The 14,020-nt window shown below is 48.1% G+C and carries 13 protein-coding genes; 12 read left to right on the top strand and 1 reads right to left on the bottom strand.

Going from position 1 to position 14,020, the window contains the following annotated elements:
* The first annotated feature begins 42 nt into the window (after positions 1 to 42).
* From V1498_RS12795 to V1498_RS12775, 5 genes are all read left to right on the top strand, one after another.
* Positions 43 to 531, top strand: a complete 489-nt coding sequence (locus V1498_RS12795) for a DUF3916 domain-containing protein (RefSeq protein ID WP_409294111.1) — start codon at positions 43 to 45, stop codon at positions 529 to 531.
* 127 nt (positions 532 to 658) lie between these two features.
* Positions 659 to 1,576: a catalase family peroxidase gene (locus V1498_RS12790; protein WP_409294110.1), complete on the top strand. Its 918-nt coding sequence runs from the start codon at positions 659 to 661 to the stop codon at positions 1,574 to 1,576.
* A 110-nt stretch (positions 1,577 to 1,686) separates the two neighbouring features.
* Positions 1,687 to 2,550 (top strand): LysM peptidoglycan-binding domain-containing protein, encoded by an 864-nt coding sequence (locus tag V1498_RS12785; protein ID WP_409294109.1) that lies wholly within the window; start codon positions 1,687 to 1,689, stop codon positions 2,548 to 2,550.
* Between the two features lie 233 nt (positions 2,551 to 2,783).
* Entirely contained in the window at positions 2,784 to 3,041 is a 258-nt protein-coding gene (locus V1498_RS12780) for a hypothetical protein (protein ID WP_409294108.1), read from the top strand.
* Between the two features lie 5 nt (positions 3,042 to 3,046).
* A complete protein-coding gene (locus V1498_RS12775; protein WP_409294107.1) occupies positions 3,047 to 3,205 on the top strand; it encodes a hypothetical protein in 159 nt (52 codons plus the stop codon).
* 280 nt (positions 3,206 to 3,485) lie between these two features.
* Here the strand turns inward: V1498_RS12775 and V1498_RS12770 are convergent, their stop codons facing one another.
* Positions 3,486 to 3,857 carry a cyclic-phosphate processing receiver domain-containing protein gene (locus V1498_RS12770; protein WP_409294106.1) on the bottom strand — a complete coding sequence of 124 codons (372 nt, stop codon included), beginning with the start codon at positions 3,855 to 3,857 and terminating at the stop codon, positions 3,486 to 3,488.
* 415 nt (positions 3,858 to 4,272) lie between these two features.
* Between V1498_RS12770 and V1498_RS12765 the strand changes: the two genes are divergently transcribed.
* From V1498_RS12765 to V1498_RS12735, 7 genes are all read left to right on the top strand, one after another.
* Complete coding sequence (locus tag V1498_RS12765; protein ID WP_409294105.1) at positions 4,273 to 5,568, top strand: MFS transporter; 1,296 nt, start codon at positions 4,273 to 4,275, stop codon at positions 5,566 to 5,568.
* A 166-nt stretch (positions 5,569 to 5,734) separates the two neighbouring features.
* Positions 5,735 to 7,402 carry a DUF4091 domain-containing protein gene (locus V1498_RS12760; RefSeq protein WP_409294104.1) on the top strand — a complete coding sequence of 556 codons (1,668 nt, stop codon included), beginning with the start codon at positions 5,735 to 5,737 and terminating at the stop codon, positions 7,400 to 7,402.
* Between the two features lie 46 nt (positions 7,403 to 7,448).
* The gene (locus tag V1498_RS12755) at positions 7,449 to 8,180 is read left to right on the top strand and encodes a GntR family transcriptional regulator (protein ID WP_409294103.1); all 732 of its coding nucleotides are present in this window, start codon (positions 7,449 to 7,451) and stop codon (positions 8,178 to 8,180) included.
* A 39-nt stretch (positions 8,181 to 8,219) separates the two neighbouring features.
* Positions 8,220 to 9,248: an SIS domain-containing protein gene (locus V1498_RS12750; protein WP_409294102.1), complete on the top strand. Its 1,029-nt coding sequence runs from the start codon at positions 8,220 to 8,222 to the stop codon at positions 9,246 to 9,248.
* A 20-nt stretch (positions 9,249 to 9,268) separates the two neighbouring features.
* Positions 9,269 to 10,180 carry an ROK family protein gene (locus V1498_RS12745; RefSeq protein ID WP_409294101.1) on the top strand — a complete coding sequence of 304 codons (912 nt, stop codon included), beginning with the start codon at positions 9,269 to 9,271 and terminating at the stop codon, positions 10,178 to 10,180.
* An 89-nt stretch (positions 10,181 to 10,269) separates the two neighbouring features.
* Positions 10,270 to 12,069 (top strand): bifunctional metallophosphatase/5'-nucleotidase, encoded by a 1,800-nt coding sequence (locus tag V1498_RS12740; protein WP_409294100.1) that lies wholly within the window; start codon positions 10,270 to 10,272, stop codon positions 12,067 to 12,069.
* Positions 12,070 to 12,203: 134 nt separating this feature from the next.
* Positions 12,204 to 13,532 (top strand): alpha-glucosidase/alpha-galactosidase, encoded by a 1,329-nt coding sequence (locus V1498_RS12735; protein WP_409294099.1) that lies wholly within the window; start codon positions 12,204 to 12,206, stop codon positions 13,530 to 13,532.
* The last annotated feature ends 488 nt before the right edge of the window (positions 13,533 to 14,020 follow it).

Below are 14,020 nucleotides of genomic sequence, written 5' to 3'. Positions count from 1 at the left end.
TTACTCCAAACGGCAGGAAAGCTAAAAAAAGGAGGAGGACATATGCGGGAAAAAAAAGTTCGTGGGATTAATCGAAAATCTAAAGATATGGTAAGACACATCAAAGAGAATACATTGGACTTTCCAATGGATTTTTTCAATGATTATTGGCATATGCACCTGCCGGCTTCTCAAGGATTTGTAGATTCCAGTAAAACGCCATTTAAAGTCAGAAAGCTTTGTGTTCAAACTCTTTTAGAAAGAGCGGACCATCTTAAAGGAATTAAACCGGATGACCAGGAAAATTACCGGGTTGTAACTGCGATTAATTTACCCAGCCTGTGGGATTCACAAATCATCATATTCAGAGGGAAATCTTACTTTGATACTTTCTTTGAAAGAGATGAGACCCATCAAAAATGGCTGCGTTTTTCTGAAGAAAGAAACATTCAAGAAGAATGGGGAGTGATTGTTCCGGATGATATGCAGGTATGGGGTTTTAAAGAATATATCACAGATGAAGATGAATTCTATTATGAAGGAGAAATATGATTTATAGGTGAATTGGAATGAGTCAATGGGGCACCGTTTATGGTGGCCTTTTCATTTCTCGCGTATACCGGTGCTGTTTACGTCTTTTTAGGGTAAAGTACTCCATAAAAGAAGAGGGGGAAATCCATTGATACATAATAACGAGCTTGCGGCTGAATCCATTGACCAGATTGAAAAAATTGGCGGCAGACACCCGGGGCTGAAAAGAGCGCATGCAAGGGGAAAGACGTATGAAGCAATATTTACTCCAAGCGGCAGGGCGGCGGCGCTGACCTCAGCATCCCATCTGCGGAATACCGAAACCCGGGCTGTTGTCCGTTTTTCCAATAGTTCCACCAATCCCTTTCATTCTGACTGGCTCACGCCTCCTAAGGGAATGGCGGTGCAATTTCAGCTGCCGGGAGGCGGGATCACGAATCTGGTCTGCACGACCATACCGGTCTTTTTTGCCCGAACTCCTAAAGCCTTCAATTACATTATGAAAGCGGCTGCTTCTGTGAAGGAGTTAAAACCGGATATCGAGGCATTTGCCAAAATAATCAAGGATTATCCTGAAAGCAGATCTTTTTACAGCATGATTAAAGAAGTAAGGATGCCTGCAAGCTACGGAATGGCGCAATATTATTCCATTCATGCTTTTTATCTGGTAACAGAGGAGGGGCGGAAGCAGGCAGTGAAGTTTATTTGGAAGCCAGAGGGGGGCATTTCCGAGTATACCAAAACGGAAACGTTGAAGGACCGCCCGCATTTTCTGGATGAGGAGATGGATGAACGTCTGTCAGCCGGCCCTGTCTCATTCAGCCTGGCGATCCAGATTGGCGGGGAAGATGATCCGGTTGATGATCCGACAGCCGCCTGGCCGGGGGATTCCCAGCAGGTCATCGCCGGCACCCTCACCATTATGGGAAAAGCCTCGGCAGATGACGAATTGCTGTTTGATCCGACCATCATGACAGAGGGAATCGAGCTGACACCAGACCCAATCCTGCAGTTCCGTCACGCTGCCTATCTGGAATCTTACAGCAGGCGAAATTCGGAAAAATAAGGCGGCAATTATCATTTTTTACCAGTATTCGACTCATTTTCCATATGCTATTCTTGAGAGGGATATAAACCCAAAAACCTCAAAATTATACATGCAAGGAGAATGAATCCATGGTAACCAAAAAAGGACTGGCCGCATCATTTTTGGCCGCTTCCCTGATCTTTACAGGATCGGCAGCACTTCCAACAGCACAGGTATCGGTATCAGCAGCACAGGTATCCAAATACCAGACAGAGCTGAACACGTTCTCGGCTCATTACGCCAAGATTTTCCGTACGGTGGAAAGCTATGCCAAAAAAGTGCAAAATGCAAAAACTGAGAAAGAAGCCATGAAACTGTATGACCAGTATCTAACCTATTTTAGCGGTGCATTGGATGATGATGCAAAATTCAGCAAGTATAACGCTGGCATCCAGACTATGGACGAATATATTTATAACAGCCTTGTCGAAATGTATAACTTTGAAATCGATACCATCGATTTTCTGAATGGCGACATCTCAAAATCAGAGCATGACAAAGCGTTCAAGGCGATGACCAAATATGTGGATGCACAGGACGCAAGCTTCAAGAAGGCAGCCTCCGCCTACAAGTCAAAGCATAAAATCACCTTCAGCAAGGACATGCTGTACCTGCTGGATCAGGAAGAGCCGGCACCCGCTAAGACCGGTACTTATACCGTTAAAAAAGGTGATAATCTTTACCGGATCGCCATTAAATATAAAACATCGGTTGCAGCGCTTAAAAAGCTGAACAACCTGAAGACTGACGCACTTAAAGCCGGGCAGGTGCTGAAGGTTCCTGTTCAGGCAGGAAAACCGGTACAGCAGACAGCGGCTTATAAAGTGAAGTCAGGTGATACCCTCTACAGCATCAGCAAAAAAGTGAAGATGTCAGTAGCCGATCTCAAGAAGCTGAACAATCTGAAGAGCGACCGCATTTATGTCGGCCAGACTCTAAAAATTAAAAAATAGATTAATAGACCAATCCCCTTCACTGACGAGGGGATTTTTCTTTGAAAACTTTTCTGCAGTACCATTAATCGGAAATGACAGAAATTATTCGCGGAAATAAAGACTGAATCTCCCAGGCATTAAAATGGTGTGGGTGACTGTCAAAAATGCTGTGAATATAGAAGGGAATGGGGGAGCGGTGTATAAGATATAAAAACAGTCATGCTCGCAGCTTTATCAGCAAGTCTGGCAGGATGCACGTTAAGCGGACCTGCAGAAGAACACAAAAGGAAGTAACCGATGAATTTGTCATTCCTGTTGCAGAGCCGGAAGAAGTGCCGGATGAAAAGTTCGCGGCCATGCTGAAGCGGAACAAGGTGTATGGCTGGCGGGTCTCCAGCTCATCTTACATAATGGTCTCTAACGGCGGTGACGGAACGTGGCTGATGACCAGCTACAGAAAGGGTGAAAAGGAAGAAATAATAGGGAGGTTTTCAGTTCTCTGCCGATGAAAGGGGTGCTGAAGAGCAAATTTATCGACGGCAGGTATCGGGAGGCAGGATTTTTTAAGCTGCTGCTCAACAAAACCAATGATGAATGGATGATTACGCTTTCAGGTGATAAGTCTGAGGTATATAATGCAGCTGAGAGTACGATTGAAGAGTACCAGGAATAAGGTCTGAGAGAACATCCAAATAATTACAATGAATAAATTGTTTAGTTATGCAAGCCGATAGGGAATGTGTATAGTAATTAATTAAATAATGGGAGAGGATCAGCATGGTGGATGAGTGTATATTGTTCAACAGAGAGCTTTTGATCTTGCACCGGGAATATGACGCTTGTTCTGATGACCATGTGAAAAAGGATATCAAGAATGATATTGATCTCATTTCCGAAGCAATGAGCCTATTAAACTGTTTAGAGCGCATGTCATATTAACATGCGCTCCAGTATTAAAACGTATCTACATAATATTTAACCACAGAGTCTGAATAAGACCAAAGGGGAAGAGGGCGTAATGATATGGCGATAGAGAGGGGCATAAGCGAATCCAATTGCGCCTGTTTGAAAGAGTTGTACATCGCTTTCCCGCGGGGGGCATTGGCTGAGTGAATGGTGATCCGGTTGGCATACAGCTGTTTCTGAATCATCATCTCAACTAAAAGCGTCCCATTTCTATGCTTGCTGACCAAATCATGGTCAAGTGATAAATGCTCAATCTCAAATCTTTGAAGAATGTCGATACATTCATCAATTGTTTCAATCCTTAAATAGCCATCGGGTGCATTCCGGATGTCGTCAAGAAAAACACTAATCCTTTCCATTCTTGATTCACCGTCCCTTAAAAGGGATGACTAAAAAAAGTCTATTACCCTATTTTTCATTCTCCCCTATCATAACACACATCCTGCCAAAAAAGATCCCCATACACAAAATCTCTGCAGATTTCAATTTTATTTTTATGGAACAAATGTAAAAGATAGACAGTTGGGAAATGGGGCCAGGCTCCATTTCCCAACTGTCTTTTTACCCTGTAAGCCTTGGGAGAGTTGACAGATGGCTCTGGGAAATGGGGGACAGTCCCCTATTTCCCGGGTCTTTTTCTCTATTTTTGCTTTCATGTCTTTGTAATGGGAGTTCCAAAATTCACTTTTGCAAAACATTATGAGAAAATAATAATTATTCGCACTAATGTTTTATTTTGTTCATTCAATTTCAGTCCGAGTCAGGAGGAGACAAATGAAATCATCCGTACAAAAAGCAGATTCAAGGCGCATTACCGCTAATATCTTTAAAGGATCCGTAGGGAACCTGATTGAATGGTATGACTGGTATGTGTACTCGGCTTTTGCCGTTTATTTTTCAGCAGAATTCTTTCCGCAGGGAGATTCCACTTCCCAGCTCCTGAACACGGCGGCTATTTTTGCAGTCGGGTTTCTGATGAGGCCGATTGGCAGCCTGATTATGGGCCGATATGCAGACCGGCATGGGAGGAGGGCTGCCCTCACGCTCTCGATCACGATCATGGCAGGAGGATCGCTCATCATCGCGCTAACGCCGAGCTATCAGTCGATCGGAATCTGGGCCCCGGTCATTCTAGTGGCAGCCCGCCTTCTTCAGGGAATATCATTGGGAGGAGAATACGGGACATCGGCCACATATCTATCCGAAATGGCCAGCAGCGGCCGTCGCGGATTTTATTCCAGCTTCCAATATGTCACACTGGTGGCTGGGCAGCTGACTGCACTCGGAGTTCAGATTATCCTGCAGCAGATCCTGAGTGAAGCGGATATGAATTCCTGGGGCTGGCGGATTCCGTTCGCCATCGGTGCACTTGGGGCACTGGCTGTCCTGTGGCTCCGCCGGACGATGGATGAATCTGAACAATTCGAAAAAATGAAAACCACCAGCCGTGAGAATGCAGGGACCCTGAAGGTGCTGATGCAGCATCCGAAGGCTGTGATGACCGTTGTGGGCCTTACACTCGGAGGCACGGTTGCCTTTTACACCTATACAACCTATCTGCAAAAGTTCATGGTCAATACAGTGGGACTCCCAAAAGATCAGGTCAGCTGGATCAACTTCATAGCCCTGCTGGTATTCGTGGTCCTTCAGCCGCTTGCTGGGGGATTATCGGACCGCATCGGACGCCGCCCGCTCCTGATGGGCTTTGGAATCCTCGGCACCCTGCTGACGGTTCCGCTATTCATGCTGATGGAAAAGGCCGGCAGCCCATTGACCGCTTTTCTGCTCATGATGGCAGGCCTGATTATCGTCACTGGCTATACATCCATCAATGCGATCGTAAAAGCAGAATTATTCCCGACAAAAATCCGGGCCCTTGGCGTTGGTTTTCCTTATGCCATCACAGTGGCCGTCTTCGGCGGGACAGCCGAGTTCATCGCACTCTGGCTGAAAAATATCGGCCATGAATCACTATTCTATTATTATGTTGCTGGATGTATTGCGATAAGCCTGTTCGTTTACTGGCGGATGACTGAATCCATGAAAAACTCCCAGATGGAAAACGAATAATCCAGAACGAAGCCGGCCCCAGGGCCGGTTTTATTTTTTCGACAAATTTATTGAATATTCAAAAATCGGGTTGACCCATCAACCTGTCAAGGCTATACTTGCGTTACATACATAGTCACTCAACTTATAGAGTTCGATCGGATAACTTTATTTGAGGAGGAGAAGCATGGGAAAAGGCGAGTTACTACTGGACACAAGGTGCATCAGTTCACTGGTAAAAGTTTTTGCGGATGAGGAGCTGCATGCGCCGTCAGTCAAAAGCGGAACAGCGCTGCTTGGTGAGGTCTATTCCTTTCAGGTTGCCTACAGGAACAGGGGACAGCTCGGCAAGATGTCGGTTTCAGTACAATCAGCTTTCGGCGGGTCTGTCATGCTCAGGGAGGCCGGCCTCGTCCCGGCGGAATTGACCGGCTACCATGATCAGGACAGCGATGTTATCCGCACAACGCCCGGCCTGTATCCGGACCCGCTCTTTCCCTTGAAGGAAGAGGGACTGACAGCGTTCCCGGATCAGTGGCGGGCACTATGGGTGACTGTGACAATTCCTGAGGATTCTGCCGGTGGAGAGCATCCTATCAAAATTCTGTTTCTGTCGGAAGACGGCAGTCCTCTGGCAGCCGAGACCTTTGTACTGGAAGTGATCGGCGAAAGCCTGCCAGAGCAGACCTTGATTCATACAGAGTGGTTCCACTCCGACTGCCTGGCTGTCCACTACAATGTGGACGTATTCAGTGAAGCACATTGGAAACTGATCGGATCCTATGTCAAAACCGCAGCGGGCCACGGAGTGAACATGATCCTTACGCCCCTGTTCACTCCGCCGCTCGATACAGCACCGGGAGCGGAAAGGCCGACGGTCCAGCTCGTAGGTGTTAAGAAAACAAATGACTCCTATGAATTCTCTTTTGAGCTTCTCGAGAAATGGATAGATCTATGCAGTGAAAGAGGAATTCAGTTCTTTGAATTCAGCCACTTTTTCACCCAGTGGGGAGCGGGACATGCGCCAAAGATCATGGCCACGGAAGAGGGCAGCTATCACAGGATCTTCGGCTGGGAAACAGATGCTGCCGGTGAAGAATATACCCATTTCCTGTCACAGCTTTTACCGGAGCTGATCGGCTTTATAAAGTCAAGGAACCTGGAAAAGCAGGTATACTTCCATGTGTCGGATGAACCGAGAAAGGAGCATCTCGGTTCCTATAAAAAGGCAAGTGAAATCATCCATCGATATCTGGCTGATTTTCCCGTAATCGATGCCCTGTCCGATTTTGAATTTTATAAGTCAGGGATCGTCCGTAACCCGATTCCGTCAAGCGACCATATTGAGGAATTCATTCAGCAGGCTGTACCAGATTTATGGACGTATTACTGCTGTGAACAATACAAAAAGACAGCCAACCGCTTTATTAATTTCCCTTCCGCACGCAGCCGGATCCTCGGCATGCAGCTGTATAAGTTCAACATCAAAGGCTTCCTGCACTGGGGCTATAATTTCTGGTTCTCAAGGCTGTCACGGAGCAGGATTGATCCGTATCGCAACACCGATGCCGGATACGGGTTTCCGGCCGGCGATCCTTTCCTTGTCTATCCCGGTGAGGAAGGAGCTGTCGAATCCATCCGGCTTGAGGTGTTCTTTGATGCGCTGCAGGATCTGAGGGCGCTGCAGCTGCTGGGTGGTTTGATCGGCAGGGATGAAGTGATAGAAATGCTTGAAAGCGGGCTGGATGAGCCCATCACCTTTACGCAATATCCGCAAGGTCCCGAATGGCTCCTTGGGATGAGAGAAAAAATTAACCGGCGGATAGCCGCTGAAAAAGCAGGACTCGCCATCTAAGAAAAAAACCGCTGCAATCATCATGGAAACATAAGGAGAAGAAGATATGAAAATGCTGGACCCAAAAAGCTTTGTGCCGCTCTATCACCAACTGAAGGAAATCATTGCGGAGAACATCGAGAATTACACCTGGAAGCCTGGTGATAAAATACCGTCCGAGCACCAGCTGGTTGATCAATATAATGTGAGCAGGAATACGGTGAAAAAAGCCATTGACGATCTTGTGCAGGAGGGGGCGCTTTACCGCCTGCAGGGAACCGGGACATTCGTCAATAAACCCAAAATCGAGCATTCACTTTCAGGTTTCTACAGCTTCAGCCAGGTGCTGAAGGAAAAGGGGCTCGAGCCCAGGGATATTATCCTCGAACTCAAGATCGTGAAAGCCGGGCAGAAAGTTGCCAATGCGCTCAAGATTGAAAGGGAAGACAAAGTCATCCTCCTCTCACGCCTCAGGTGTGCGAAAGATGAGCCGATCATATTGGAGTCCTCTTATCTGCCGTGCACACTGGCTGATGACATAGGGAAAATGAGAAGGATCGGTGATGTCCCGCTTTATGACATTTTGGCAGAAGAATTCAACATCCATGTCACGTCTGCCAAGGAAACTTTTGAACCCGTACTCATTTTAGAATATGAAGCACTTCAACTCGGAGTGAAGGTAGGAAGTCCGGCGCTTCTGCTCGAGAGGGTGGCCTACAATGAACAGAAGCAGCCTGTGGAATATTGTAAGTCGATTGTCAGGGGAGACCGCTGCCGGTTTTATACGGAACTGATATAAAGGCTGATATGAGCCGCTTTAAAAGAAGGGAGAGAGCCTATGAATACTCATACTTGGAATGAAATCACGAGTCAGCATGAGGCCATGCAGAAAACATCACAATGGATGAAGAATAAAGAATTCAAAAAAGAATCTTCTGATACCGTCTATCTCTTTACAGGCTGCGGGACATCTTTTTATCTGGCACATTCAGCCGCCAGATACTTTCAGCGGACAACAGGCCGAATGGCAGCAGCAGTTCCGGCTTCGGAAATTTTCATGGACCGGGAAAGCATTTTCTCAAAAGGAAGAAAATATGTGATGATTGTCATTTCCCGTTCAGGCACGACAAGCGAGGCCGTTAAGGCGCTGCAAAGCATAAAGGGCGGGGAAAACATCCAGACACTCGCTGTCACCTGCAGCCCGGATGGTAAAACAGCCGAACTTGCCGATGATGTGATTCTCCTTGATTTCATTCAGGAGAAAAGCGTTGTGATGACCCAGTCGTTCACCTGTATGCTCTATGCCCTTCAGCTTTATGCTGCGGCCATTGCAGGTGATGAGGCAGTGAAGGAGGCCCTTGCGGGGGCGCCGGAACTCGCCAAGAGACAGCTCGCCGGCAAGGATATCATGGAGCCGATTGCTGAAGATAAACGATTTCAGCAATTCATTTTTCTTGGTCCCGGCATCTTTCATGGCATCGTGAAGGAAGCGACGCTAAAAATGAAGGAAATGACCCAGGTTGCGTGTGAAAGTTATTCTAGCCTCGAATTCAGGCATGGCCCCATCTCCATCGTCGATGAGAAGACCGCGGTCATTCTGCTGAGCAGTGATCTTTCGAAGGAATATGATCAGGCCCTGATTCAGGATATACAGAATAAAAAGGGGACCGTGATTGTTTTTGGCTGTTCCGGGCCCGCTTTGAAGGGTGATATCTCGATTGACTTTCCTTCCGGGGTCACAGTAGACGAAGCTATGACCGCCTGTATGCCCCAGCTGCAGCTGCTGGCCTATTATAAGGCGCTTTCCCTGGGACTTAATCCCGATCAGCCGAGGAACCTCACCCAGGTTGTTGAATTATCCATATAAATGATTACGGGGAGGCTTGTATGGACTATACATTAGCGGTGGATATTGGCGGCACAAAAATCGCCGCCGGGATTTTCGACAGTACCGGCAGCAGGACTGCCCGGTTTACTGCCCCGAGCGATGTATCCTCAGAGGAGAATATGTACACATCGCTGCTATCGGGAATTGACCAAACCCTTCACCTTGCCGGCCTGGATAAAGCAGACATCAAACGGATGGGAGTTGCCATGCCCGGCCAGGTGGATACGGCAAACGGTGTGGCTGTTTATCAGAACAATCTGCCATGGCGGAATTACCCGCTCGGGGACAGACTGCGGGGCGAGTTTCCTGATGCGCTTCTTGCATTTGAGCATGATGTAGCCGCAGCGGCGATCGGGGAGCATTCAGTCCGGGCAGATGGGGGAACCCTCTTTGTCTACATCACCATCAGCACCGGAATAGCAGCCACTATCCTCTATGAAGGCAAACCCATCAGGGGAGGAGGGCTGGCGGGTGAAGTGGGCTTATTCCCGGTGGAAGGCGGGACACTTGAAACATATGCATCCGGATCTGCCATGGAAAGGCATGCGGCCGCCGCTTTTAATATCCCGTCCCTTGCAGGGGCTGCCAGCGAGTGGAAAAGGGGGAATCCAGAACTCCATTCCTTCTTCCAAAGCAGAGCCTATCAGCTCGCACTCGCTGCTTTTCAGATGACATGCACCCTTGACCCAAATATCCTGGTATTTGGAGGGGGAGTGATCAATCATTCCCCGGAATTCTTTCAACTGATTCAAGACGAATATGCTGCCCTCTGTACCCACCCGCTGCAAAAAAACTGGCCTGGAAGGCTTGAATGCAGCCTTCTTAAAGAAGATTCGGGTTTAGCCGGCGCAGCCATCAAGGCAAGAAATCAGACTGCCGTGAAAGGCCTGGCAGGTTTCCACCCCGAGTAAGCTATACATCAAGGACTTGAACCTGCCTTCCGAAACATTTCTCCGATGCCGCTTGCCGTTAGATATAAAGAGAATGTAAGGAGGAGTTCATGATGAAAAAGAATGCAAAAGCGCTATTGATGCTGCTTGCAACCCTATTATACCTGGTCACTCTCCCTCCCGGAGCTTTAAGTCATGCTGAAGGAGCGGCAAAAGAAAAGGAGGGAACGCCGGCAAAGAAGAGTAAGGATAAGCTTTTAAATGTGCAGCTGCTTGGCATGACAGATTTCCACGGCTATCTGCAGCCCATGAATGATGCGGCCAATGGGAAAATCAATTCCCCGGACGGTCCGCTGACAGTGGGCGGTGCCGCCTATATGGCAACACATCTCGACCGGCTTGCCGAGGGTCACAAGAACTCGATCCGATTGTCTGTCGGGGATAATTTCAGCGGCTGGCCCTTTGAAGTGGCTGCTTTCCGGGACGAGCCGACGATTGAACTGATGAACAAGCTGAATGTTGAACTGACAGCTGCCGGAAACCATGAGTTCGATCCCAGTTTGGCTGATTTGACCAAACATATGATGAAGGGGACGTGTATTGGTGAAAAAGAGGTAGACAGCTGTTTCAGGGACTCTGACGGCAAAAAATATAAAGGCTCGGATTTCACCTATCTAAGTGCGAACATCCGGGATGCGAAAACAGGAAAACTGCTTCTTAAGCCATATACCATCAAGAAGATACCGGCTGGAAAGGGCAAGTTTATTCCTGTCGGGTTTCTTGGACTTACCACAACCGAAACCGTGCTTGGCACCACTTCCTACCAGGAAGGCATCCTCACGGTGGATCCCCTGACAGAAGCAGCGGACCGCTATACAAAGGAACTGAAAGCCAAGGGCGTGGAAACCATTGTAGCGGTTGTGCATGAAGGCGGTACGCATGATGGATATTACAACAGCTGTTTAAATCCGAGAGGACCGGTGATTGATTTTGCAAAGAGTGCCACTCCGGAAATTGATGCTATTTTCACCGGCCACTGGCATGGAGCTTTCAATTGCTCACTACCTGATCCGGATGGCAATCCTCGCCCGGTCGTGGAAGGCAGCAATCACGGCCGGCTGTTAACAGAACTCAATCTATGGATTGACCCAAAAACAAAAGAGCCGGTCCGTGAGCTGACGACCTCTGACAATATAGCTGTCACAAGAGATGTGCCTAAGGATCCGGAAATTGACAAGCTGGTCAACTACTGGGCAGACAGAGGCAGGGAACGTGCTGCAGAACCAGTAGCAAAGCAGACGGGAGACCTTACCCGTGCAAGGAACAAAAATGGCGAGAGTACACTTGCGAATCTAGCAGCTGACGCCCATTATGCAGCCGGGCAGAAGGTGAAAAGTCCAGCGGAGTTCGCCCTCACGGCAAGCAGCCCCCTCAGGGGGGATCTGCCATATAAAAAAGGAACCAGGCCAAATGACCAGGACGGACAAATTCTGTATGGCGAGCAATGGGACGCACAGGGCTACCAGAATCCGGTTGTGGTGGTAAGTTTGACCGGAAGAGAAATCGACCAGATTCTCGAGGAGCAATGGCGCCCCGGGGCCAACGGCACGGGCTTCTTCCCGCTGGCCGTTTCCCATAATGTCAGCTATACATTCGATAACAGCAAGCCTGCTGGACAAAAAGTCAGCCCGGAAGATGTTCTGATCAATGGAGAAGAACTGAATGTTGACCGCACATACCGCGTAGCGGCGCTTGCTTATCTCATAAGGGGCAGCGACGGCTATCAGACGTTCAAGCAATACAGAGACCCGGAGAGAGGAGAAGTCGATCATTGGGCTTTCCTTCAGTACCTGAAGGAGCAGAAGGTAATCGAGCCTTCCCTTGGAAGGGTCCACCAGACTGGTGAATAGAAAGCGGGGCCGGCACTCTCCTATGAGCAGTGCCGGCTCTGCCTGTTAGGAAGAATACGGAAGCCTGCTTGGTGGCCGGCGATTCACCTGGAGATCCAAGCGGGTTCATTCATGAAAAAAGGAGGCAGGGTATTATGCCAAAGATTACATTTCTCGGCGCTGGAAGCACGGTATTCGCAAAGAACGTCCTGGGAGACTGCATGCTTGTACCGGCACTGGAGGGCTCCGAATTTGCCCTTTTCGATATTGATGCCGGGAGATTAAAAGACTCAGAGAATATGCTGAACAATCTGAAGGAGAGTTTGGGAAAGAATATTAATATAACGGCCTATTCCAACCGGAAGGAAGCGCTGAGGGGAGCCAGGTATGTAATCAACGCCATCCAGGTGGGCGGATACAAGCCCAGCACAGTGATAGACTTCGAGATTCCGAAGAAATACGGTCTCCGCCAGACCATTGCCGATACGATCGGAATCGGCGGCATTTTCCGCAGCCTGCGGACGATACCGGTTCTTGCTGAATTTTCCAGAGACATGGAAGAAGTATGCCCCGATGCGTTATTTATGAATTATACTAATCCGATGGCTGTGCTGACCGGCTATATGAACCGATTCACAGGCATCAGGACCGTCGGGCTCTGCCACAGCGTGCAGTCCTGTACCCGGGAACTGCTTGGAGGACTTGGGATGAACTCTTCAGGTGTTCAGGAAAAGATTGCCGGCATCAACCACATGGCCTGGCTCCTTGAAATAAAACGGGATGGTGTGGATCTTTATCCAGAAATCAAAAAGAGGGCAAAAGAAAGACAAAAAGCGAAGCATCCTGACATGGTGAGATATGAGCTCATGGATAAGTTCGGCTATTATGTGACTGAATCATCCGAGCATAATGCGGAATATCATCCATACTTCATCAAGAGCAGCTATCCGGAACTGATTGAAAGATTCAACATTCCACTCGACGAGTATCCGCGCCGCTGTGTGGAGCAAATCAACGGCTGGTCTGACATGAGGGAGGATCTCGTGAACAGCAGGTCACTAAAGCATGTCCGCTCCGATGAATACGGCTCACGCATCATTGAAGCCATGGAAACCAATATTCCGTTCAAGTTTGGAGGCAATGTCCCAAACACGGGAAGACTGATCAGCAATCTGCCTGAGAAAGCCTGTGTTGAAGTGGCATGTATCGCTGACAGGAGCGGCATAACTCCAACATATGTCGGGGACATCCCGGAACAGCTGGCAGCCCTCAACCGGACCAATATCAATACCCAGCTGCTCACCCTTGAAGCCGCAATCACGCTAAAGAAAGAGCATATTTACCAGGCAGCCATGGTCGATCCCCATACAGCAGCAGAGCTGTCCATGGACGACATCATTTCCCTGTGCGATGACTTGATTGAGGCTCATGGAGAGTATCTTCCGGCCTTCACGGATATGGAAGGCGTTTCTATTTTGCAATAAAAGCAAAATTCTGGTGGCAGGGTGAAAAATCACTCTGCCTATTTTAATGGGAAGGGCCGCATGATAGAATAATAGTAAATATATGGATATGAAGTTAAGTTGTGGTGGATGGCGGATGAAAAAACTTAATAAAATTGAGACTTGTATCGATGATAATTTCCTCTCCCTTGCTTCTTGCATGAGGCTTTTATTTTTTTATCTTTTTTCCATACGAGCCCAATGAGGATTTGCTGGGGTTCCAGTCCCAAATAAGCTGAACTGATTAAGGAAAACAAGGGGAGTAAAAGCTATCATTGGAATCCCGCCACAGAGGTTCATGGCATCCCCTTCAGTTACGAATGGGCTTTGAAGGCACAGGGGTGGGAATAAGGCGAGTGGAGGGAGTCCGCGTGTCTTTTTCAAAAGGCAGTTCTATCATTAATTTGACTTTAGTGGATAACTGGATATCCATCAGCAGGATCAAATGATTTATGGCATGACAGGGAACA

It is taken from the genome of Paraperibacillus marinus, from assembly GCF_046237605.1.
Lineage (GTDB): Bacteria > Bacillota > Bacilli > Bacillales > DSM-1321 > Paraperibacillus > Paraperibacillus marinus.
The sequence above is the reverse complement of the archived record's forward strand: the minus strand, read 5'-3'. Positions and strand labels throughout refer to the sequence as shown.